The 24172-nt window shown below is 61.0% G+C and carries 12 protein-coding genes; 10 read left to right on the forward strand and 2 right to left on the reverse strand.

Annotation, left to right across the window (positions count from 1 at the left end; genetic code table 11):
* Window positions 1-2: 2 nt before the first annotated feature.
* The 10 genes from treZ (at window position 3) to FFS64_RS11720 (ending at window position 18466) form a co-directional block, all read left to right on the forward strand.
* A complete protein-coding gene (gene treZ, locus FFS64_RS11675; protein WP_137805501.1) occupies window positions 3-1799 on the forward strand; it encodes a malto-oligosyltrehalose trehalohydrolase in 1797 nt (598 codons plus the stop codon).
* On the forward strand, window positions 1796-3874 hold the full coding sequence (malQ, locus tag FFS64_RS11680) for a 4-alpha-glucanotransferase (RefSeq protein ID WP_137805502.1): 2079 nt from the start codon (window positions 1796-1798) through the stop codon (window positions 3872-3874). The genes treZ and malQ overlap by 4 nt, the downstream gene beginning before the upstream one ends.
* The gene (locus FFS64_RS11685) at window positions 3871-6645 is read left to right on the forward strand and encodes a malto-oligosyltrehalose synthase (RefSeq protein ID WP_137805503.1); all 2775 of its coding nucleotides are present in this window, start codon (window positions 3871-3873) and stop codon (window positions 6643-6645) included. Before malQ ends, FFS64_RS11685 begins: the two co-directional genes overlap by 4 nt.
* Before the next feature lie 20 nt (window positions 6646-6665).
* Window positions 6666-6989, forward strand: coding sequence for a DUF2934 domain-containing protein (locus FFS64_RS11690; RefSeq protein ID WP_137805504.1), 324 nt, complete (start codon window positions 6666-6668; stop codon window positions 6987-6989).
* A 199-nt stretch (window positions 6990-7188) separates the two neighbouring features.
* Window positions 7189-9345, forward strand: a complete 2157-nt coding sequence (glgX, locus tag FFS64_RS11695) for a glycogen debranching protein GlgX (RefSeq protein ID WP_137805505.1) — start codon at window positions 7189-7191, stop codon at window positions 9343-9345.
* A gap of 151 nt (window positions 9346-9496) precedes the next feature.
* Window positions 9497-10255 (forward strand): PIG-L deacetylase family protein, encoded by a 759-nt coding sequence (locus FFS64_RS11700; RefSeq protein WP_137805641.1) that lies wholly within the window; start codon window positions 9497-9499, stop codon window positions 10253-10255.
* 123 nt (window positions 10256-10378) lie between these two features.
* Complete coding sequence (locus FFS64_RS11705; protein WP_137805506.1) at window positions 10379-11179, forward strand: endonuclease/exonuclease/phosphatase family protein; 801 nt, start codon at window positions 10379-10381, stop codon at window positions 11177-11179.
* A 285-nt stretch (window positions 11180-11464) separates the two neighbouring features.
* Window positions 11465-14014 (forward strand): autotransporter outer membrane beta-barrel domain-containing protein, encoded by a 2550-nt coding sequence (locus FFS64_RS11710; RefSeq protein ID WP_137805507.1) that lies wholly within the window; start codon window positions 11465-11467, stop codon window positions 14012-14014.
* Between the two features lie 314 nt (window positions 14015-14328).
* Entirely contained in the window at window positions 14329-15396 is a 1068-nt protein-coding gene (locus tag FFS64_RS11715) for an autotransporter outer membrane beta-barrel domain-containing protein (RefSeq protein ID WP_137805508.1), read from the forward strand.
* A gap of 415 nt (window positions 15397-15811) precedes the next feature.
* On the forward strand, window positions 15812-18466 hold the full coding sequence (locus FFS64_RS11720) for an autotransporter outer membrane beta-barrel domain-containing protein (protein WP_137805509.1): 2655 nt from the start codon (window positions 15812-15814) through the stop codon (window positions 18464-18466).
* Between the two features lie 102 nt (window positions 18467-18568).
* Here FFS64_RS11720 and glgB read toward each other — a convergent pair whose 3' ends face one another.
* Both glgB and treS read right to left on the reverse strand, forming a co-directional pair.
* Window positions 18569-20803: a 1,4-alpha-glucan branching protein GlgB gene (gene glgB / locus FFS64_RS11725; protein ID WP_137805510.1), complete on the reverse strand. Its 2235-nt coding sequence runs from the start codon at window positions 20801-20803 to the stop codon at window positions 18569-18571.
* A gap of 2 nt (window positions 20804-20805) precedes the next feature.
* On the reverse strand, window positions 20806-24147 hold the full coding sequence (treS, locus tag FFS64_RS11730; RefSeq protein WP_137805511.1) for a maltose alpha-D-glucosyltransferase: 3342 nt from the start codon (window positions 24145-24147) through the stop codon (window positions 20806-20808).
* Window positions 24148-24172 lie beyond the last annotated feature (25 nt).

Genomic DNA, 24172 nt, shown 5'->3' on the forward strand with positions numbered 1-24172 from the left:
AGATGCCGTTACGGACCCTTGAGACCTGGCCCCACGGCGCAATCATGCTGGACGCTGAGTACACGCAATTTGCGTTGTGGGCGCCAGATGCGTTCTACGTCAGTGTCGAACTGGAAAATGGACAGTCCTTGCCGTTGCTGCCTCAGGCTGACGGCTGGTTCGTGATCAACACCCGTTGCCCGGCAGGCACGGGTTACCGCTACAACATCGATGGCGAACTGGAGGTGCCGGACCCGGCCTCCCGCGCCCAGGCCGGGGATATCGACCAGCGCAGCGTGGTGGTCGATCCCCATGCCTACCGATGGCAACACAGCACCTGGCTGGGCCGCCCGTGGAACGAGGCGGTGATATACGAGTTGCACGTCGGAGTGCTCGGCGGCTTCCAGGCCGTCGAGCAGCATCTGGCGCGCCTCGTTGAGCTGGGCATCACCGCGATCGAACTGATGCCCGTGGCGCAATTCCCCGGGGAGCGCAATTGGGGCTACGACGGGGTCCTGCCCTACGCGCCGCAGGCATCCTACGGTTCGCCCGAACAGCTCAAGCATCTGATTGATACCGCCCATGGCCACGGCCTGGCGGTGATTCTCGACGTGGTCTACAACCACTTTGGGCCGGACGGCAACTACCTGCATCGCTACGCCAAGGGGTTCTTCAATGAAGACAAACACACACCTTGGGGAGCGGCCATCGACTTCCGCCGGCGCGAGGTGCGTGATTTCTTCATCGACAATGCACTGATGTGGTTGTTGGAGTACCGCTTTGACGGCTTGCGCCTGGACGCCGTGCATGCCATCGAAGACCCGGACTTTCTCCAGGAACTGGCGCAACGGGTACGCCAGCAGGTCGACCCGCCGCGTCACGTCTGGCTGATGCTGGAAAACGAACACAATCAGGCCAGTCTGCTGGAGCAAGGTTACGACGCGCAGTGGAATGACGATGGCCATAACGCCCTGCACGTACTATTGACCGGCGAAACCGACGCCTACTACGCCGATTATGCGCACTACCCCACCGAACAACTGGCCCGCTGCCTGAGCCAGGGTTTCGTGTTTCAAGGTCATATCAATCGCCATGGCAAACCCCGCGGCGAATCCAGCGGGCACTTGCCGCCCAGTGCCTTCATTCTGTTTTTGCAGAACCACGACCAGATCGGCAACCGCGCCTTTGGTGATCGCCTGCATCAACTGGCGCATCCGCAAGCTCTGCAAGCCGCCACCGTATTGTTGCTGCTGTCGCCGATGATCCCGCTGCTGTTCATGGGTGACGAGTATGCCGCCGAGCAGCCGTTCCTGTTTTTCACCAGCCACCACGGCGAGCTGGCGCGACTAGTGCGCGAAGGACGGCGTAACGAGTTTGCCGCGTTCAGTGCATTTGCCGATCCACACAAACGCGAACAGATTCCCGATCCAAACGCGCCAGAAACCTTCGAGGCGTCCCGGCCCTTACTGAATGCCAGCGGCGCTGCGGCCACCCACGACCTGTATCGCCAACTGTTGCTGATTCGCCATCAACAGATCATCCCGCACCTACCCGGTGCCCAGGCCTTGAATGCCGAGGTACTGGCCGACGGCGCGGTATCGGCGCGCTGGCTGCTGGGCGATGGCAGCCTGCTGCGCATTGACCTGAACCTTAGCGGCACGCCGGTAGTCCACACCCCACAGGCCGATGCGATGCTGTTGTTCGAGCATCCTCCAAACGCCTTCGCCCAGTTGGATCAGGGCTCGCTTGCCCCGTATTGCGCGCTAGTCACCCTCAAGGCCGCAGCCCCTTTGCCACCCCCTGATGGAGAGCGTCAATGAGCGATGCGCAACTAGAAATTCTCGCCAGCCATGCCGGTTTGGCAGTTGACTGGATCGACGCCAATGGTCGCCCGCAAAAAGTCGACCCCTCGGTGTTGCGCAATGTCCTGACCGGGCTCGGCCACCCGGCCGGCAGCGCACAGGAAATCGACGCCAGCCTGCTCGAATTGCAATTGGTGCAACAGACCCGTCACCTGCCGCCGTTGCTCACCGCCGACGTCGGTGTCGGGCTCAGCCTGGCGCATTACTTCGAGCCGCAAACGCCGTGCGAGATTCACCTCGAAGACGGTTCGGTACTCACACTCAAACTGGACGCCGAGGCAACGCTGCCGGGGCTCATTCCTGTCGGTTACCAGCAGGTCAGCATCGACGGGCAAACCTTCACCCTGGCCGTGGCGCCTGAGCGCTGCTACAGCGTGGGCGATGCCGTTGAAAACCCGACGCCTCGCGCCTGGGGTCTGAGCGCGCAGCTGTATGCCTTGCGCCGCGCCGGCGATGGCGGGTTCGGCGATACCCAGGCCCTGGAAGACTTGGCCAGGGTAGCGGGTGAACGCGGTGCCGAAGCGCTGGCGATCAGTCCGCTGCACGCCATGTTCGCCAGCGACGGCCAACGTTACAGCCCCTATTCACCGTCCAGTCGTTTGTTCCTCAACAGCCTGTATTGCGCGCCCGGTGCGATCCTTGGCGAACGAGCATTGCGCGCCGCCATCGACGCCGCCGGCCTGGCTGACGAACTGCGGCATCTGGAAAATCTGCCCCTGATCGACTGGCCGGCCGCCGCCGAAGCCAAGCATCGGCTGTTGGAAGCGCTGTATGACGGCTTCGTGCAGGGCGAACACCCGTTGCACGCCGACTTCGGCAGCTTCCGCCACGCCGGAGGCGAAGCCCTGGAAAACCACTGCCGGTTCGAAGCCATTCAAGAGGCGCGCGCCGCCAAGGGTGAAGATCTAGACTGGCGTCACTGGCCCGAACAATGGCGTAACCCGCGCAGTATGGCCCTGGCCGAATTTGCCGAAGAAAATGCCGGACGCATCGGCTTCTTCGCGTTCTGCCAGTGGCTGATCAGCCGTTGTCTGGAACGCGCGCAAGCCGCTGCACGCAGCAGTGGCATGAGCATCGGCCTGATTGCCGACCTGGCCGTCGGTGCCGATGGCGGCGGCAGCCAGGCCTGGAGCCGTCAGGACGAATTGCTCGCGTCCCTCACCGTTGGCGCGCCACCGGACATTCTCAACCGCAGCGGCCAGGGCTGGGGGATTTCCGCGTTTTCCCCCGAAGGCCTGGTGCGCAACGGCTTCCGCGCCTTCATCGAAATGCTGCGCGCCAATTTTGCCCACGCCGGTGGCCTGCGCATCGATCACGTCATGGGACTGCAACGCTTGTGGGTGATCCCCAATGGTGCACCGCCCGCCGATGGCGCTTACCTCTATTACCCGGTGGACGACCTGCTGCGCCTGCTGACCCTCGAGTCCCATCGCCACCAGGCCATCGTTCTCGGCGAAGACCTGGGCACCGTGCCGGACGGCCTGCGGGAAAAACTCATTGCCCGTTCGATGCTCGGCATGCGGGTGTTGTTGTTCGAACAGGACAACACCCACTTCAAGCCGATCCTCGACTGGCCGGACAACGCCCTGGCGACCACCAGCACCCATGATTTGCCGACCCTCAATGGCTGGTGGCATGGCCGTGACATCGATTGGAATGCCCGCTTGGGCCTGATCGATGCCAACACTGAAATCGAGTGGCGCCACCACCGTGAACGGGAACGCGAAGGCCTGCGCCGGACGTTGAGCCAGGACCCGCAAAACTTCCGCGAAGAATCCCATGAGACCGACCAGGTACTCGACGCCAGCGTGCGTTTCCTCGGCCATACCCGCGCGCCGCTGGTGTTGTTGCCGCTGGAAGATGCCTTGGGTATCGAACAACAGGCCAACCTTCCCGGGACCATCGACACCCACCCTAATTGGTCTCGACGCTTGCCGGGGTATAGCGAAACCCTGCTCGATGACACCGACGCGGCCCGACGCCTGGAACTGCTTGCTTGCGCAAGGCTTCAGGCGGCCGAGCGTGACCAATGACACAAAAGCCAATGCAACCGCTGCGGGCCACCCTGCGCCTGCAGTTCCATAAAGGTTTTACCCTCGACGACGCGGTTCCACTGGTGCCGTACTTCGCTCGCCTCGGTATCAGTCATGTGTATGCCTCGCCGTTGCTCAGTGCCCGCGCCGGTTCGATGCATGGCTATGATGTGGTGGACCCGACCACGGTCAATCCAGAGCTGGGTGGCGAAGCGGCGTTGCATCGCCTGGTCAGTGCGTTGCGCAGCCAGCACATGGGGCTGATCCTCGATATTGTTTCCAACCACATGGCCGTGGGGGGCAGCGACAACCCCTGGTGGCTGGACCTGCTCGAATGGGGGCGACTGAGCCCCTATGGCGAATTCTTCGACATTCAGTGGCATTCGCCCGACCCGTTGATGGAAGGCCAACTGCTGTTGCCATTTCTGGGCAGCGACTACGGCATCGCGCTGCAGGACGGTACCCTACCCCTGCGTTTCGATGCGCAGCGCGGCGCCTTTCATGTCGAGCATTACGACCATCACTTCCCGATCTTCCCCAGCCATTACGGCGAACTGCTCAAGACCGATGCCGAACCACTCAAGTCACTGGCCGACCGTTTCAGTACGCTGAGCTATCGGATAGACGCGCACAGCCTGGCGATGCCCCTGAAAGACGAACTGCGCGAACTGGCCAGCGATCCGCAAATACGCCAGGCCATCGAACACAATCTGAAGCACTACGACTCACTGACCCCTGAAGGCTTCCAAAAGCTGCACAGTCTGCTGGAACGCCAGGGCTATCGTCTCGCCAGTTGGCGCACCGCCGCGGACGACATCAACTGGCGGCGTTTTTTCGATATCAACGAACTGGGTGGGCTGCGGGTAGAACGCCCGGCGGTGTTCGAGGCAACCCACGCGAAGATCTTCCAATTGGTGGCGGACGGCCTGATCGATGGCCTGCGCATCGACCACATCGACGGCCTCGCCGACCCTCGGGGTTACTGCCGCAAACTGCGGCGCCGGGTCGACAGCCTGGCACCGGGCCGGCACCTGCCGATCTATGTCGAGAAGATCCTCGGTGAAGGTGAAACCCTGCACCGCGACTGGTCGGTGGACGGCACCACCGGCTACGAATTCATGAACCAGTTGTCGCTGCTGCAACACGCTCCAGAGGGTGAACTGACCTTGCGCGAACTCTGGCAGAGCTACAGCGAGCGTCCGGCCGATTTCAGCCAGGAAGCGCAACTGGCGCGCCAGCAGATTCTCAACGGTTCCCTGGCCGGGGACTTCGAAAGTGTTGCCCAGGCCTTGCTGCAAGTGGCCCGGGATGACCTGATGACCCGCGACCTGACCCTTGGCGCGATCCGTCGCGCATTGCAGGCGCTGATCGTGCATTTCCCGGTGTACCGCACCTACATCAGTCCCCTCGGCCGGTCGGCCCGGGACGACGTGTTTTTCCAGCACGCCATGAGCGGCGCCCGACAAACCCTGAGCGAGGCGGATTGGCCGGTACTCGACTGTCTGGCCGGGTGGCTGGGTGGCGAGCCTTGGCGCAAACGCCCGGCAGGACGGATGCGCAAGCGGCTCAAGCATGCCTGCGTACGCTTTCAGCAATTGACCTCACCGGCGGCGGCCAAAGCGGTGGAAGACACCGCGTTCTATCGCTCGGCCGTGCTGCTGTCGCGCAATGACGTCGGCTTCAGCACCGAACAGTTCAGTGCACCGATCGCCGACTTTCATACCGCGTGCGCCCAACGCCTGGCCGAGTTCCCGGACAACCTGCTGGCCACCGCCACCCACGATCACAAACGCGGCGAAGACACCCGCGCGCGCCTGGCGGTTTTGAGCGAACGCAGCAGCTGGTACGCCGACCAGATCGGCCTGTGGCGTGCCCTTGCCCGGCCCCTGCGCTTTGATGAGCAATCGCCGTCTCCGGCCGATGAGTTGATCGTGTATCAAGCGATCCTCGGCAGCTGGCCGCTGGATTTGCGCAGCGATGATCAACCGGCCCTGGAGGACTACGCCACGCGCCTCTGGCAGTGGCAACGCAAAGCCCTGCGCGAAGCCAAGTTGCAGAGCAGCTGGAGCGCGCCAAACGACCCCTACGAGCAAGCGACCCAGGCGTTTGTCCAGGGCCTGCTGCTGACGCCGGAAGGCGAGCTGCCGCGCTCGGCCCTGGGCAAAGCCGCGCAAGCCATCGCCGTCCCCGGCGCACTCAACGGTTTGGCGCAAACCTTGCTGCGCATGACCGTGCCAGGGGTGCCGGACCTCTATCAGGGCAATGACTTCTGGGACTTTTCCCTGGTCGATCCGGACAACCGTCGGCCGGTGAATTACCCCAGTCGCCAGCAGGCCTTGCAGCAATCCGTGGAGCTTGCTGATCTGCTGGCGAACTGGCGTGACGGGCGCATCAAGCAGACCTTGATTGCGCACACGTTGAGCCTGCGTGCCGAGTACCCGGAATTGTTTCGACGGGGCACCTACCACCCCCTCGAAGTACTCGGCAACCAGGCGCATCGCGTGCTGGGATTTGTTCGAGAACTAGGCGGTAAACGGGCCATCGTGATCGTGCCGATACGCTGCGCGTCGCTGCTGGAAAACAGTGCCGAACCGCAGGTGAGCGCGCTGCTGTGGGGCGATACACGGGTCCATTTACCGTTTGCTACCGCCGGGGAAAATCTCAAGGGACTTTTTTCAAGCGTCGTAGTCACAAAACACAGGGAGCTGGCGATCAGCGCCGCGCTGGGGGACTTCCCGGTCAATCTCATTATTCAAACTACCCACACTTGAGTTGAATCAGGAGCATTGCGATGAGTACCGACGATAAACGCATCCGCGAGTTTGCCTATCAGATCTGGGAGTCGGAAGGTAAACCCGAGGGCCAGGAAGCCCGGCACTGGGAAATGGCGCGCAAACTGGCCGAAGCCGAAGCCCTGGCGCCGAAAAAATCACCCAAGGCGACCGGTGGCAAAACAGCGGCCAGCAAGCCTGCTGCCGGCAAAGCGCTCAATGGCAAGGCTGAGCCAAAAACCAAAGCCAAGGCGAAACCTGTTGCTGCCTCCAAGGTGATTCCACCGGGCGAGAAAGCCGCAGAAAAAAAACCTCGCGCCGCGCGTAAACCGCCGGCGGTCTGAGGCTTCACGCGACTGACCTGAACAACTGTGTGGCGAGCGTTCTCGCCACTTGGGCCTATTCGCCTTCGAAAAACCTGTGGGAGCGAGCTTGCTCGCGATGGCGTCCTGTCAGGCAACCCATGTGTTGAATGTGGAACCGTCATCGCGAGCAAGCTCGCTCCCACAAAGACTCCACATGTCCCCCTTTGCAGGAGCATTTATGACCCGTCCAAAGAAAGACACGCCAGCCCCTCAAGAGCCATCGCGCATCCGAGAAGGCCTGCCCTTTCCATTGGGTGCGACCTGGGACGGTCTTGGGGTCAATTTTGCCCTGTTTTCCGCCAATGCCACCCGTGTCGAACTGTGCATTTTCGACGATGCCGGCGAAGTGGAACTCGAACGCATCGAACTGCCGGAGTACACCGACGAGATCTACCACGGCTACTTGCCCGATGCCCATCCGGGGCTGATCTACGGCTACCGCGTGTACGGCCCGTACGACCCGGCCAACGGTCATCGCTTCAATCCCAATAAACTGCTGATCGATCCCTACGCCAAACAACTGGTGGGCAAGCTGAAATGGTCCGAGGCACTGTTCGGCTACACCATTGGCCATCCCGACGCCGATCTGAGTTTCGACGAGCGAGACAGCGCGCCCTTCGTGCCCAAATGCAAGGTCATCGACCCGGCACACACCTGGGGCCACGACCACCGGGTCAGCGTGCCGTGGGACAAGACGATCATTTACGAGACCCACGTGCGCGGCTTCAGCATGCGTCACCCCGCCGTCCCCGAGAACGTGCGAGGTACTTTCGCCGGGCTGATGGTCGACGACGTGCTGGAGCACATCCGCAAGCTCGGCGTGTCCACCGTGGAGTTGTTGCCGATCCATGCCTTCGTCAATGACCAGCACCTGCTGCACAAAGGCATGACCAATTACTGGGGCTACAACAGCATCGCCTTCTTCGCCCCCGACCCGCGTTACCTGGCCAGCGGCAAGATCGCCGAGTTCAAGGAAATGGTCGCGCACCTGCACGAAGCCAACCTGGAAGTGATCCTCGACGTGGTCTACAACCACACCGCCGAGGGCAACGAACAGGGCCCGACCCTGTCCATGCGCGGCATCGACAACGCCTCATACTATCGCCTGATGCCCGATGACAAGCGCTTCTATATCAACGATTCCGGCACCGGCAATACTTTGGACCTGAGCCACCCCTGCGTGCTGCAAATGGTCACCGACTCGCTGCGCTATTGGGCCTCGGAAATGCACGTGGACGGATTCCGTTTCGACCTGGCGACCATCCTGGGGCGTTATCACGACGGCTTCGACGAGCGCCACAGTTTCCTTGTGGCCTGCCGCCAGGACCCGGTGCTGCGTCAGGTCAAGCTGATCGCCGAGCCCTGGGACTGCGGCCCCGGTGGCTATCAAGTCGGAAAGTTTCCGCCCGGCTGGGTGGAATGGAACGACAAGTTCCGCGACACCGTGCGCGCCTTCTGGAAAGGCGACGACGGGCAACTGGCGGACTTCGCCAGCCGCATGACCGCTTCGGGCGAGATGTTCAATCAGCGCGGCCGACGCCCCTATTGCTCGGTGAACTTCATCACCGCCCATGATGGTTTCACCCTCAACGACCTGGTGTCGTACAACGATAAGCACAACGAAGCCAACGACGAAAACAACCAGGACGGCAGCAACAACAACCTGTCATGGAACCACGGTGTCGAAGGCCCCACCGACGATCCGCAAATCAATGAGTTGCGCTTGCGGCAGATGCGCAACTTCTTCGCCACCCTGTTGCTGGCCCAGGGCACGCCGATGCTGGTGGCCGGCGATGAATTCGCCCGCACCCAGGACGGCAACAACAATGCCTATTGCCAGGACAGCGAGATCGGCTGGGTCAACTGGGACCTCAGCGAAGACGGCAAGGCCCTGCTCAAGTTCGTCAAACGCCTGATCAAGTTGCGCCTGGCCTACCCGATCCTGCGCCGCGGGCGCTTCCTGGTGGGCAATTACAACGAGGACATCGGCGTCAAGGACGTCACCTGGCTGGCCGCGGACGGCAGCGAGATGACCACCGAGCATTGGCACGATGCACACAATCGCTGCCTGGGCATGCTGCTCGACGGCCGCGCCCAGGAAACCGGCATCCGCCGCAAGGGGGCCGACGCCACGCTGTTGCTAGTGGTAAATGCATACCACGACATCGTCAACTTCCTGCTGCCGGAAGTGCCCGACGGTGGTTTCTGGACCTGCATGATAGACACTAATCAACCGTCGATCCGCGGCCAGGAACGCTTCGAGTTCGGCCACGAATACTCGGTCACGGGCCGTTCGTTACTGCTCTTCGAATTGCAGCATGAGGAAGAGGAGTGAACAGAGTATCTACAGAGAGAGCGCGGATAAAAAAACGTACCGTCTGGAACATCGAGGCGACGAATAGCGCTACATGAGCAATACTCTGCTCGCGGCGATTCCAGGGTTCGGAGCGCGGCCAATTGCTATCAACGAGAACAAGGACGTAGCCATGAAACCGGTCTCTCTCCTCGAAAACAGCCAGTCGGCACAGATTTGGAACAGTGCCCCGCAACTGGACAACGTCCCGGTCATCAACACGCAAACCCTGGTCCCGCCCGGCGCCCGCGCCGTGGTGATTGCCCCGCATCCCGGCGATGAAGTGGTGACCTGCGGCGGCCTGCTGCAGCTGCTCAGCAGCATGGGGCATCCCCTGCAACTGATCTCGATCACGGACGGCAGCGCCAGCCATCCGGGGTCGCAGCAGTGGTCGGAGAAACGCCTCAGCGTGTTCCGTGCCCAGGAAAGCGTCGAAGCCTTGCGCCGGCTCGGGTTGCCGATGCACAGCCTGAAGTGGATACGCGGCGGCTTCACCGACAACGCCCTGGCCGAGCACGAACAGCAATTGACGCGGTTCATTGCACGCTATCTGCGGCCCGGCGATGTGGTGTTCAGCACTTGGTCCGAAGACGGCAACAGCGATCACGACGCCGTCGGCCGTGCCAGTGCCAACGCCGCGGCCATCGCCGGTGCCGACTTCAATGAAGTACCGGTCTGGGCCTGGCACTGGCCGACGCGCGATCATGGCCTGATCCCCTGGCACCGCGCCCGCAAGGTACGCCTGGACACCTGGACGGTGGCGCGTAAAAGCCATGCGACCCATGCCTACGCCAGTCAATTGGACGGCGAACCGGCCATCGGCATCGCCCCGCTGCTGCCACGGGTGCTGCTGGAGCGGATGCGGTTGCCTTATGAAATCGTCTTCGTCTGAACTGTGGGAGCGAGCCCGCTCGCTCCCACATTTAATCGATGCGGCGCCGAAATCATCCAAACTGAACTGCCAGCCTCCACATCAGTCGCATGCATAAGCCCGCCTTGATTCAAAGGAGTGAAAGTGACCAGTACCTCCAAGCCGAAGACGGTCCAGTCAGCGACGTTGAACCAAACTCCGGCCATTCATCGACTGCGTGTGCTGACCGTCAACACCCACAAGGGCTTCACCGCCCTCAACCGACGTTTCATCCTGCCGGAATTGCGCGAAGCGGTGCGCAGCACCTCGGCGGATCTGGTGTTTTTGCAGGAAGTGGTGGGCGAACACGATCGTCACTCCTCGCGCTACAACGATTGGCCTTCGACTTCGCAATACGAATTCCTGGCGGACAGCATGTGGAGCGACTTCGCCTACGGCCGCAATGCGGTCTACCCGGACGGTCACCACGGCAACGCGCTGCTGTCGAAATACCCGATCCGCGAATACCGCAACCTCGACGTGTCCATCACCGGCCCCGAACGACGCGGGCTGCTGCATTGCGTTCTGGACGTACCGGGTCACGCCGAGGTCCATGCGATCTGCGTGCATTTGAGCCTGCTGGAAAGCCATCGCCAACTTCAATTGCAGTTGCTCTGCCAACTGCTCGAATCCCTGCCCGACCAGGCACCGGTGATCATCGCCGGCGACTTCAACGACTGGCAGCTGCAAGGCAACGCCGCCCTCGCCCGTCGTGATTATCTGCACGAAGCCTTCGAACGCCACCACGGCCGCCCGGCAAAAACCTACCCGGCGCGGTTTCCGCTGCTGCGTCTGGATCGTATTTATCTGCGCAATGCCAGCAGCCACGAGCCGCAGATTCTCGGGGCCAAACCCTGGACGCACTTGTCGGATCATTTGCCACTGGCGGTTGAAGTACACCTTTGAATCCATGCCGGTCATGCCACCAAACCCGCCAGGACCGGCAGCTTAATCGTTAAACCTGTTACTTCTGACAGTAGCGACGCCAAAAAACTATTGCTACGTTGCAATCGACCGTACGCCTGAGCGCTCGGGCATGCGACTTACAGTGGCCGTCGTTGCCGAAGATTCACTATCACGGGTAATTGTTGTCCCGATGCCGTCTCGCAACCCGCGCTGCCGAGGGTGTCTGAAGCCTTGCCATTTTTGACATGTGGCAACTCAGTCGCCGAATCCCAAGCGGAGACGAGCATGAATTTTTCCAGCCATTTGCCCAAATACCGTTTCAGCGCCTGCGCCGTTTCAATCTGGTTATGCATCGGTTCTCCGCAACCGGTGTTAGCGGCCTGTACCCTCACGCCCACCGCCGGCAATGACAATCACATCTGTGACAGCGCCGGCAGCGGGCCGTTGAGCGACCTGACAGGCAACAACAGCTTGACCTTCTCCGCCAATGGCTCGGGGGTGATCAATGGCAATGTCACGTTCGGTAGTGGCAGCGACAACGTCGACATGAATTCCGGCAGCATCGTCGGGGTGCTTGACCAAGGTGATGGGGCCGACACGCTCACCATCAACGCCGGGCAGATCACCGGAGCGGTCCAGCAGGGCAATGGCATCGATAACTTCACCATGAGAGGCGGTACGATCCAGTCCCTGGCCCAGGGCGACAGTCGTGACTTTTTTATGATGATCGGGGGCCGGATCATTGGCGCTTACGAGGACGGCGATACCGCCAGAATGACTGGGGGAAGGATCGGACGGGTTGACATGAAGCTCGATAACAACCTGTTCGACCTGTCCGGCGGAGAGATCGATGGCAATCTGGTCACAGGTTTCGGTACCGACACTATCATCATTTCCGGCGGCAAGATCGGTGGCAACATCAGCGTCAGTGGTGGCAACGATAGCATCACGGTGAGCGGCGGCGAGGTCGTCGGCGAGATCCGCACCAGCCTCGGTAACGACACCTTCTTGTGGGAAAACGGTGGCATTCTCCGATCGGCAATCCTGATGGAGGGGGGCGATGACACGGCGACCCTGCGCAATCTCGACGAAATTATCCTCGCCCAGACCCCGAGCCTCAATGGAGGCGACGGCAAAGATGTATTGAACCTCGATCAGACCACAACCTCAGGGGCCGCCCGTTACTCCAATTGGGAAACGGCCAATTTGACAAACGGTGCCCGGTTCGACCTTGATGGCAACCTCATCCTGGGTGACCGCATCAGCGGCACGGGTGTACTCAATGTCGATGGCAGCAGCACCGTGACGTCGACCCAAGGCAGCATCTCGCCCTTCACCGCCGGCCTGCGCTCCACGCTGAACAACGCAGGGACCATCGACCTGAGCAGCGGCAATACCCGCACCAACGACATGCTGACAGTTCGTGGCGATTACGTGGGCAAAGGCGGTCAGCTGTTTGTGCAAACCAAACTGGGTGGTGATAGTTCGCCCAGTGACAAGCTGGTGGTCATCGACGGGACGTTGACCGGTACCACTTCGATCAGCGTCAGCAATGTGGATGGCGCTGGTGCGCAAACGAAGGAAAACGGCATTCAGGTGGTTGATGCCCAAGGCACGGCGACCAGCAACAACGACGCCTTTACGCTCAAGGCCCCGGTAGAGGAAGGCGCCTTCCAATACGTCTTGTACAAGGGCGGCGTCACCCCCGGCAGCGAAAACAGCTGGTACCTGCGCTCCTCGGTCGTGGCCGCCCCACTGGTCTCGGTCCCCAACCCCGATCCAACCTTGCCGCCGATTCTGGTGCCTCTGGTCGCGGCTCCGGTGGCCGCTCCCGGAAGCCCACCCTTGCCAACGCCCCAACCCGGTGCTGCGCCAATCCCGTTGTACCGCCTGGAAGTGCCCGTCTGGTCGGTATTGCCACCCGCCGCTGCACAACTGACCCGCACCGCACTCGGCACCTTCCATGATCGTCAGGGCAATCAGCGCCTGTTGACAGAAACCGGGGCTCTCGGCGCGGGCTGGGGCCGGGTCTACGGCAAGGACTTCGACCAGACCTGGGCCGGTACCGTTACGCCACGACTCGGCGGTTCAATCAAAGGGTTTCAGGTGGGCAACGATCTATTCAGCTCACAGACATCGGGAGGACAAACCCAGCGAACAGGCTTCTTCATCGGTCACAATCGTTTGAAGGGTGATGTCGACGGTTTCAACCAGGGTTACCAGGATAAACGCGCCGGTAAAGTCGAGATCGAAGGCGACAGCCTCGGCTTGTACTGGACGCTGACAGACCCAATGGGCTGGTATTTCGACACGGTGGCGATGTACACCTGGTTGGACGGCGACAGCCATTCCGACCGCGGCCTCAAGCTCGATAGCAACGGTCACGTCCTTAGCTTGTCGGCAGAGGCCGGGTATCCGTACCCGCTCGCAGGTAACTGGAGAATCGAACCCCAGGTGCAAATCATCTACCAAAAGGTTGAGCTCGACAGCCAGGACGACGGTATTTCCCGAGTGTCTTTCGATGCCGACTCCACCCAAACCGGTCGCCTCGGCGTGCGACTCAATGGGCGTTACGACGTCGCGGGCCGGTCGCTGGAGCCCTGGCTACGAGCCAACCTATGGCACACCTTTTCAGGCACAGATACAGTCACTTTTGCCGACACCACCGATATCGACACCCAGCAGCGGTCTTCGTGGGCGCAGGTGGGCGTCGGTGCCACCCTGTCGCTCGCCAAAGACCTCAGCGTGTACGCCAATGTCGACTACAGCAGCAATATAGACAGCAACCAGCAGCGTGGAACCACTGGCAATGTGGGCATCCGCTTGAGCTGGTAATACCGAGCAACCGCTCTAGCCCGCACCTTTTTTTGACGTTTCCACCATTAAACAAGAACTTAGGGATGCGTCGTAAATCAGTCACTTACAAGACCTGAAATACCCATACCACTTATCGGCCATTTTCTTGACGCAGTGACTGGGCTCTTCTTGACTTCATCGTACTACCCCCGGAATCACTATCAGGGGCAAGCCCCCAAGACACCCGAGAACACGGGCGGCCCCCGGCTTGCCTCCTTACATTCGGTCGCCCCTCGCTCGGGGTAGGAGAGACGCCAAGGCATGTACGGCACGCGATTGCAAGGTAGCCCGCCATGAAAACCTCACTCACCCAACAAGAGATCAAAATCACTTTTTGCACTGTCTCGAGTTCACTCCTGCTGTGCTCCTCCATGGAAGTGCAGGCCTCACCGGCCGAGGAAGAAACAACCCCCTGGTACCGCCAGGACATCCCGGTACTCACCCTGCCCGCTCTCGCCACCACGTACCCCGGTCGTTTCAGCCCCACCCCCGACATGCGAAGTACCCACTTCACCACCGAAGACGCGACACCTTACGCTTGGGATCAGATTTATGGACAAGCCTCACGCCAGGCACAAACCGACGCCCTGTCCCAGGGGTTCACCAATGCCGGCTCCGGCGATCTCAAAGGCCCGGCGATCCTGACCCTGCACAGCAACAGCGGCCACACCCAACGGGTCGGACTGATTGGAGGCACCAGCCAGATTCAAGGCAACAGCCATGGCCTGCTGACCAATCGCGGCCAGTCCGACCCGCACACCGACACCTTGAATCTGCAAGGCGAAAGCCTCGGCGCCTATTACAGCCTGTCCGGCCCGCAAGGCTGGCACGTCGACCTGTCGGCCAGCGGTGGCCGCGTCAACGGCTTCAGTCGCAACGAACAAGGCGTCCGCCAGGCCGCCGAAGGCAGCGCGGTAACGCTGTCGGTGGAAGGTGGCTTCCCGATTGGCATCAGCGAAAACTGGGTGGTTGAACCCCAGGCGCAATTGATCAACCAGCGGATCACCCTGGATACGCCCTACGCGGGGTCAGGCAACGCCTCCTCCAGCGACCTGACGTCGTGGAGCGGCCGGGTCGGCGCCAAATTGAAAGGTAGTTACGACATCAACGGCCTGGGCGTCGAACCCTATGTGCGGACCAACTTGTGGCACACGGTATACACCGGCAATACCGTGACCCTCGATCAGGTCGACAAGATCAGCAGCAGCCGATACTCCTCGACCGTCGAAGTCGGCTTGGGCCTGGTGGCCCGGGTGACACCGACCGTGAGCCTGTATGTCAGTGCCGACTACAGCAGTGATGTGGACGACAATGACTTGAACGGGGTGATTGGCAGCTTGGGTGTACGGATGCGGTGGTGAGTCAAGACCTCAAGAAATATGTTGTCTGAGCAGACGCCATCGCGGGCAAGCCCGCTCGCACAGGTTTTGTGAGCACCTCATATCCCTGTGGGAGCGCGGCTTGCCCGCGATGGGCTCGACGCGGTTTCGGATCAACCCTGCGGACTCAACATCAACAGTCCGCCTGCAAACCCTTGGCTGATCATCCCTCAACACCTGTTATTTCTGACAGTAGCGCCTCATCCAACCTGTTGATACCGTGGAAAAAAGCACTGTGCAGTGTGATGCACAGTCGAAAAAGCCATGCCAACAAGTTGCATTGCCCGATGTTTTCCGACGCAGGAAACCGTAGTCCCTGATCCGTATCGCTCTTGACGTTGCCATGGTCCGTCCCGCAGGTGCGGGGCCGGCGCGTCCTATCGAGTGAGGATGGATCATGAACACACCCGTTTCGACTCTCAAGCACTTGAGCTTTGCTGCCGTGTCGTTGTTGACCCTGATCCACTGGCCGCTCACCACTCTCGCTGCCTGCACACTCGTCCCCACGGCCGGTGATGACACCTACACGTGCGACAGCGGCACCAGCTCCGGTCTCACTGACCCTGGCGGCAACAACAATCTGTCCTTTGCCGTCGCCGGCACCGGGATCATCAATGGCGATGTCACCTTTGGCGCCGGAATCGATCTGTTGCAAATGAGCTCGGGCACCATCACTGGCTCAGTGGACATGGGCGACGGCCCAAATACCGCGCAACTCTTTGTTGGCGTCATTAGCGGCTCGTTCCGCCAAGGCGACGGCAACGACATTGCACAACTCAGCGGTGTCCTCGCCACAACCTTCACACAGGGTGCCGGCAATGACAGTTTCACAATAAGTGCCGGATCCCTCAGGTCCCTGGACCAAGGGGATGGCGTTGACACTTTTAATATGAGCGAAGGCACCATCACCGAAGTCTTTGAAAACGGTGAGCAGGCACTGATGAGCGAAGGTTCGATTGGCCGGGTCGCGATGAACCTGGACAGTAACACCTTCGAAATGCTTGGCGGGGGGATCGTCGGCGATCTGGATGCCGGCACGGACAACAACGTTGTCACCATCAAGGGCGGCACTGTCGGCGGCAATATTATTGTCAGTGGCGGTGGTAACTTCATCACGGTCAGCGGGGGCGAGATCGCTGGCCAGGTCCGGGGCGGTACGGGTAGCGATGTGTTCAGGTGGGACACCGGAGGGCTTACTCGGTCGGCCATCCTGATGGGTGGCGGCGACGATCAAGCGCTGCTGCTCAACCTCACGGAAAGCAACCTATCATCCTCCCCCAGCATCGATGGCGGCCAGGGCAACGACACACTGACGTTCGACAACACTCAGTCCGCCAACCCGGGTCGCTACCTCCATTGGGAAACCGTAAACCTGGACAACGGGTCGCACTTTAACCTGAACGGCGACTTCATCCTGGGCGACAGCGTTTCCGCTACCGGTGAGTTCAACGTTCACGGCGGTAGTGTCTTGTTGGTCGACCAAGGCAGCATCACCCCTTTCAGCGCCGGTCAACTCGCCACCTTGAATAACAAGGGCCTGATCGACATGACCCGCGGCAGCGGTGCCGCCAGCGCAAGCAACCAACTCGCGGTCACAGGCAATTACATTGGCGACAATGGCCAACTGCACCTCAATAGCGTGCTGGCCAGTGATGGTGCCGCCAGCGACAAACTGGTGGTGGATCGGGGAACCCTGCAAGGCTCCACCACCATCAGCATCGTCAACCTGGCCGGCCCCGGCGACGTGACCCACCAGAACGGCATCCTGGTGGTCGAAGCACGCAATGGGGCCACGGGCAGCGACCTGGCGTTCAAATCCACCGGGCCTGTCTCCGCCGGGGCCGTTGAATATTATCTGTTCAAGGGTGGCGTGACACCGGGCACAGCCCAGAACTGGTACTTGCGCTCCGCTGTCGTGGCACCTCCCCTGCCAGGGCCGATCACTGAACTGCCCGGAGTGGAGGACCCAGCCGTACCATTGCCAGGCGTGGAAGACCCACCCGTTCCACTGCCGGGAATCATCGAGGATCCCGGCGGAGCGATCCTGCCGATCATTCCGGAATTACCCACAATCGAACCGGGCAAACCGCCGATCCCGCTCTATCGTCAGGAAGTCGCGGTGTATTCGGCGCTACTGCCTGCCGTCAACCAGATGGTTCTGGCCGCACTTGGTACCTTCCACGAGCGTCAGGGCGATCAGAACCAACAGCATCAGGACGGCGCCCTCCCGGCGGGCTGGGGCCGGGTTTACGCAGGTAACAGCCGCCAGAGCATTGCCGGCACAGTCAACCCACGTTTGGACGGTTCGGGTTCGGGTTACCAGGTCGGCAGCGACCTCTACGGATGGACCACCGATGATGGGCAGACCCAGAAGGTGGGCGTACTCGTCGGTCACAGTCGGTTGAAAGGCGACGTCGACGGCTTCACCGGCGGCTTCCAGCATCGCGACGCCGGCAAGAGTACAGTGCGCGGCGATAGCGTGGGCCTGTACTGGACACTCGTCGATCCCTACGGTTGGTACATCGACAGCGTGCTGATGTGGACGGGCCTGGACGTCAACAGCGAGTCCAATCGCGGGATCAAGCTCAATACCCAGGGCCATGCCATGACGCTGTCGCTGGAAGCCGGTTACCCGTTGCAGGTCTCCCAAGGCTGGTTCCTGGAACCGCAGGTACAACTGATCAGTCAGCACCGCACGCTGGACGGCAAGAATGACGGCATCGCCGATATCGATTTTGATTCTGACAACAGCGTAACGGCTCGTCTCGGTGCCCGACTGCGCGGCACTTATCAGGTGGCCGGCATGCCCCTGCTGCCCTACGTACGAACCAATGCCTGGCATACCTTGTCCGGCACTGACCGGGTGATGTTCAACAACGTCACGGCGATCGACACGCAGCAGAAGTCCACGACCCTGGACCTGAGCATGGGCATGACCGTGCAAGTGTCGAAGGCTTTGAGCCTGTATGGCGAGGCTGGATACGATACCCAGCTGGACAGCAATGCGTTGGATGGACGCAGGGCGACGTTCGGGCTGAGACTGGATTTTTGATGGAACACACACTGACGCTTTCGCGAGCAGGCTCGCTCCCACAGGTTCAGTGGATCCCTGTGGGAGCGAGCCTGCTCGCGAAGGAAGCGATGAGGTTTCGGATCAACCCTCTGGACTGAGCATCAACACCGCCAACGGCGGCAGATTCAGCACCAGCGACAACGCCTGCCCATGGCTCGGCGCTTCCTCGGTCGACACCCCGCCGCTATTGCCATAGTTGGAACCGGCATAGGTCGACGAATCGCTGTTGAGCAACTCGGTCCAGCGCCCGGCATACGGCACGCCAACCCGATACGCTTCACGGGGCACCGGGGTGAAGTTGGCCACCACCAGCACCGGCCGACCTTCCTTGCTCCAGCGCAACCAGGCGTAGACGCTGTTGATTGCATCGTCGCCAATCAGCCACTGGAAGCCTTGCGGTACGTCGTCCTGTTCGTGCAGCGCCGGTTCTTCGCGATACAACCGGTTGAGGTCGCCCACCAGTTTCTGCACGCCTTTGTGTTCCGAGTATTGCAGCAGGTACCAGTCCAGTTGCTGGTCGTGGTTCCACTCGCGCCACTGGCCGAACTCGCACCCCATGAACAACAGTTTCTTGCCCGGATGTGCCCACATGAAGCACAGGTAGGCCCGCAGGTTGGCGAACTTCTGCCAGCGGTCGCCGGGCATCTTGTCGATCAGCGAATGCTTGCCGTGCACCACTTCGTCGTGGGAGATCGGCAAGATAAAACGCTCGGACCAGGCGTACACCAGGCCGAAACTCAGTTCGTTGTGGTGATGGGCGCGGTACACCGGGTCCTGCTGGATGTAATGCAGCGAATCATGCATCCAGCCCATGTTCCATTTGTAGGCGAAGCCCAGCCCACCCTGCTGCGTACTCTGGCTGACGCCCGGCCACGCCGTGGATTCCTCGGCGATCACCAGCGCACCCGGCGCCTCCAGGGCCACCACGTCGTTCAGATGACGCAGGAAGTCGATGGCCTCGAGGTTCTCCCGGCCGCCGTAGCGGTTTGGTACCCATTCGCCGGCCTTGCGCGAGTAATCGCGGTACAGCATCGACGCCACCGCATCCACCCGCAGGCCGTCGACGTGAAAATGCTTGAGCCAGTGCAGCGCCGAGGCCAGCATGTAGCCGTGCACCTCGGTGCGCCCCAGGTTATAGATCAGCGTGTCCCAGTCCTGATGAAAGCCTTCCTGGGGGTTGCCGTACTCGTACAGCGCGGTACCGTCGAACTGGGCCAATCCATGGATATCGGTCGGAAAATGCGCCGGTACCCAGTCGAGAATCACGCCGATTTCAGCCTGGTGGCAGGCATTGACGAAGGCCGCAAACTCACCCCCGCTGCCATAGCGCGCGCTGGTGGCGAATTGCGACAGCAGTTGATAACCCCACGAACCACCAAACGGGTGTTCCATGATCGGCATCAGTTCGATGTGGGTGAAACCCAGTTCCTTCACATACGGAATCAGCCGCTCGGCCAGTTCAGGCCAGGTGTACTGGCGGGCCACTTCACCCAGATCGTCCAGTTCGCATTGCCAGGATCCGGCATGCAGCTCGTATATCGACAGTGGCGCCGTCGGACGTTGCCGTTCACCACGGGACTGCATCCAGTCCTGGTCCTGCCAGTCGATCTTCAGCGGTGAGGCGACTTTCGAGGCGGTGTCCGGCGGCAGTGAAGTGGCCAGCGCCATCGGGTCGGCCTTGAGTGGCAGAATGCCATGGGCCCCGAGGATTTCGTACTTATAGGCCTCCCCGGCCTGCAGGCGGGGAATGAATATTTCCCAGACCCCGGTGGGATGACGCAGGCGCATGGGATGCCGGCGACCGTCCCAGTTGTTGAAGTCACCGACCACCGACACCCTTCTCGCATTTGGCGCCCATACGGCGAAACGCACGCCGTCGACACCGTCGACCGTTTTCAGTTGCGCGCCGAGGCAACTGCTCAGGTCCCGGTGATTGCCTTCGGCAAACAGATACAAGTCCATCTCGCCGAGCAGCGGGCCAAAACTGTAGGGGTCTTCGGACAACTGTTCGCCACCGGCCCAACGGGTGCGCAGCTGATAGGACTGCGCCCGGTCGAAGTGACCGACGAACAATCCCGGTGTCTGGGTGACTTCAAGGTTGCCGAGTTCTTCCCCGGAGTCCCTCGCCACCACCTGTACGCTCAAGGCGTCCGGCAGGTAAGCCCGAATGTATTGCCCGCCGGCGCCATCGCCATGGGGGCCGAGTATTGCAAAGGGGTCGTGATGCTCGGCGCGCACCAGGGCATCGATATCCCTTGCTCTGGGCAACAGCGCTTCTTTGTGATGATGACCCTGTTCCTTGTTCGAGAAACTCATGACTACTCTCCACCAAGATCGGAAAAGGGTTTGAGCCCACTCAATAACCCGTACAGACCGTGCAACGGCACGGTGAGCCAGGTGGGGCGATTCTCTGCCTCATAGGCTACTTCATACGCTGCCTTCTCCAGGCCGAACAACGCCAGCGCGGCGTCCTCGCCCTCAGGATCTTGCCATGCATGGCCAAGCGTAGCTGCCGATTGCCGATAAGCGACCACAAATGCATGTTTTGCTTCATTTAAATATCGATCGGCAACGCGCAGGCGAGCGGCTTGTGCGCCTTCGGTGTTGTCGACGTTGTGCACATTGATCGCCATCGCCGCCGCATAGTCGAAGGAACGCAGCACACCGCTGACATCTTTGTACGGGCTGTGTTTGCCCCGTCGTTCGTGTAAGGGGCGCGCCGGTTCCCCTTCGAAGTCGATCAGGTAGGCATCGCCCTTGATCACCAGCACCTGGCCCAAATGCAAATCGCCGTGCACACGAATGCGCAAGCCTCCCGCCGTCTGTTTCGCCAAGGCCTGCACATGACTGAGGATGGCTTTTTTGTTGTCCAGTATTTTGCTGACCAGGGTTTTGTCCGCCGAATTCAGTTCGTTTTGATGCTGTTTAAGCAACTTCAACGCGTACTCGATCTGCGCTGCCACATCCTTGGCGGTCGCCAGCGCGTCCTTTTGCGTGGTGATTTTCGGGTCGAAGTCCGGATTGTCGCTCGGCGCCGCCAGCACTTGATGCATTTCCCCCAGGCGCTGGCCGAGCATGCCGGCGAAATCCCTCAACTCGCCCAGCGCGTTGTAGTGCTGTTCCTGCTCGGACATGGCATCTGCCAACTCGTCGCGCAATGCCCGTTCGAGGTTGTTCTGCGTCCACTCCCAGGCGTCGCCCTGATTGCTCAGGTAGCCCTGGGCGATCATCAGCAGGTTGTCTTCGCCACCCCCGTCGCGACGTACCACTGAGCCCAGCAGCGGAGAAATATGGCGGAAACCGGCGCTCGTCAGGTACGCACTCATTTCCAGTTCCGGGTGCACGCCCGACGCGACCTTGCGGATCAGTTTCAGCACCAGGCTGTTGCCGACCACCACCGAGCTGTTGGATTGCTCGGCCGACAGATAACGCACCTCCGACTCCGCCGTCAGGCCCAGCTTGGCCAGCTCGGCGGTGGGTTCGAAACGGATCTCGCCGCCATCGGAAGGCAACACGGTGTTGTTGTGCATGCCCTGCAACACCGCGCGGATAAAGTTTTCCAGGCTGAACGCATCGGTGATCAAACCAACCTGAGGGCCGCGGCGCACCCTTGAAAGAGCAAGCTGCTGCGGCAACGCGGTACCGACCTGATCTTCGGCAATGAAACCGAACGGCAGTTGATAGCGGCTGGTCTGGCCGGCGCTGGTCACTTCGATCTCACTCAACAACACCGGGTGTTGCGCATCACCGAAACGCACACCGTAGGCCAGGTTGACCTGTTCGATGGCGGCGTCCTTGCCGGCGAACCAGCGACGGTTTTGCAACCAGTTCGGCAGGATGCCCTGCTCCAGGGTGTGGCGCGACGGTGCCTCGAGCAATTCCTCCATGCGTTTTTTCAGCACCAGCGTGGTGAAGTCCGGCAGGCTTTGCGCCGGCTCCACGTGCCAGCTCGGCATCTGGTTCTCGGCGGCGAGGCCAAACCAATAGAAACCGTAAGGCGCCAGGGTCAGGAGAAAATTCAACTGGCCGATGGGCGGGAAGGCATTACCGCCGAGCATCTCCACCGGCACCATGCCGACGTACGCCGCCAGGTCCAGCTCCACGGCTTGTGCGCTGCGCGAAACGTTGGCCACGCACAGAATGATTTCGTGCTTGCCATCGGCAGCGGTGTACTCGCGGGTATACGCCAATACCCGGCGATTGGTCGGCGACAGCATCTTCAAGGTGCCACGACCGAAGGCCTTGGATTGCTTGCGCACCGCGAGCATGCGCCGGGTCCAGTTGAGCAATGAATGCGGGTCGCCGGCCTGGGTCTCGACGTTAACCGACAGGTAACCGTATTGCGGGTCCATGATCGGCGGCAGCACCAGGCTGGCGGGATCGGCGCGGGAAAAACCGCCGTTGCGGTCGATGGACCATTGCATTGGCGTACGTACCCCATCACGGTCGCCGAGGTAGATGTTATCGCCCATGCCGATTTCATCGCCGTAGTACAGGGTCGGCGTGCCGGGCATCGACAGCAGCAAACTGTTGAGCAATTCAACACGGCGGCGGTCGCGTTCCATCAACGGTGCCAGGCGCCGGCGAATGCCGAGGTTGATCCGCGCCCGACGGTCGGCCGCGTAGTAATTCCACAGGTAATCGCGCTCCTTGTCGGTGACCATTTCCAGGGTCAGTTCATCGTGGTTGCGCAGGAAGATCGCCCACTGGCAATTGGCCGGGATCTCCGGGGTCTGGCGCAGGATGTCGGTGATCGGGAAGCGGTCTTCCTGGGCCAGTGCCATGTACATGCGCGGCATCAGCGGAAAGTGGAAGGCCATGTGGCATTCGTCGCCGTTGAGGCCTTTTTTGTCGGCGTCACCGAAATACAGCTGCGTGTCTTCCGGCCATTGATTGGCCTCGGCCAACAGCATGCGGTCAGGATAGTTCGCGTCGATCTCGGCGCGGATCTGCTTGAGGACGTCGTGGGTCTCCGGCAGGTTCTCGTTGTTGGTGCCGTCGCGTTCGATCAGGTACGGAATCGCGTCCAGACGCAAACCGTCGATGCCCATGTCGAGCCAGTAGCGCATCACCGACAGCACGGCTTTCATGACCTGCGGGTTATCGAAATTCAGGTCCGGCTGGTGCGAATAAAAGCGGTGCCAGAAGTACTGGCCGGCCACCGGATCCCAGGTCCAGTTGGATTTCTCGGTGTCGAGGAAAATGATACGGGTGCCGTCGTATTTTTGGTCATCATCGGACCACACATAGAAATCCCGCGCCGCCGACCCTTTCTTGGCCTTGCGCGCGCGCTGGAACCAGGCGTGCTGATCGGAGGTGTGGTTGATGACCAGCTCGGTAATCACCCGCAAACCACGCTTGTGCGCTTCGGCGATAAAGCGCTTGGCATCGGCCATGGTGCCGTAGTCGCTGTGCACGCCGCGATATTCGGCAATGTCGTAACCGTCGTCGCGGCGTGGCGAGGGGTAGAACGGCAAGAGCCAGATGGTATTGACGCCCAGATCGGCGATGTAATCGAGTTTGGCGATCAGGCCGGGAAAGTCGCCGATACCGTCATTATTGGAGTCGAAATAGGATTTGACGTGAACTTGGTATATCACCGCGTCCTTGTACCAGAGCGGGTCCTTGATGAACGTGGCTGCCTTGGGTTTCTTCGCCATGTGAAACTCCCGTTGAATTCGAATA

The organism is Pseudomonas sp. G(2018), assembly GCF_005502415.1.
GTDB lineage: Bacteria > Pseudomonadota > Gammaproteobacteria > Pseudomonadales > Pseudomonadaceae > Aquipseudomonas.

Excerpts from the sequence above, each read along its gene's own strand:
- treZ (WP_137805501.1), top strand. The coding sequence starts at position 3 with ATGCCGTTACGGACCCTTGAGACCTGGCCCCACGGCGCAATCATGCTG.
- malQ (WP_137805502.1), top strand. The coding sequence starts at position 1,796 with ATGAGCGATGCGCAACTAGAAATTCTCGCCAGCCATGCCGGTTTGGCA.
- FFS64_RS11685 (WP_137805503.1), top strand. The coding sequence starts at position 3,871 with ATGACACAAAAGCCAATGCAACCGCTGCGGGCCACCCTGCGCCTGCAG.
- FFS64_RS11690 (WP_137805504.1), top strand. The coding sequence starts at position 6,666 with ATGAGTACCGACGATAAACGCATCCGCGAGTTTGCCTATCAGATCTGG.
- glgX (WP_137805505.1), top strand. The coding sequence starts at position 7,189 with ATGACCCGTCCAAAGAAAGACACGCCAGCCCCTCAAGAGCCATCGCGC.
- FFS64_RS11700 (WP_137805641.1), top strand. The coding sequence starts at position 9,497 with ATGAAACCGGTCTCTCTCCTCGAAAACAGCCAGTCGGCACAGATTTGG.
- FFS64_RS11710 (WP_137805507.1), top strand. The coding sequence starts at position 11,465 with ATGAATTTTTCCAGCCATTTGCCCAAATACCGTTTCAGCGCCTGCGCC.
- FFS64_RS11715 (WP_137805508.1), top strand. The coding sequence starts at position 14,329 with ATGAAAACCTCACTCACCCAACAAGAGATCAAAATCACTTTTTGCACT.
- FFS64_RS11720 (WP_137805509.1), top strand. The coding sequence starts at position 15,812 with ATGAACACACCCGTTTCGACTCTCAAGCACTTGAGCTTTGCTGCCGTG.
- glgB (WP_137805510.1), bottom strand. The coding sequence starts at position 20,803 with ATGAGTTTCTCGAACAAGGAACAGGGTCATCATCACAAAGAAGCGCTG.
- treS (WP_137805511.1), bottom strand. The coding sequence starts at position 24,147 with ATGGCGAAGAAACCCAAGGCAGCCACGTTCATCAAGGACCCGCTCTGG.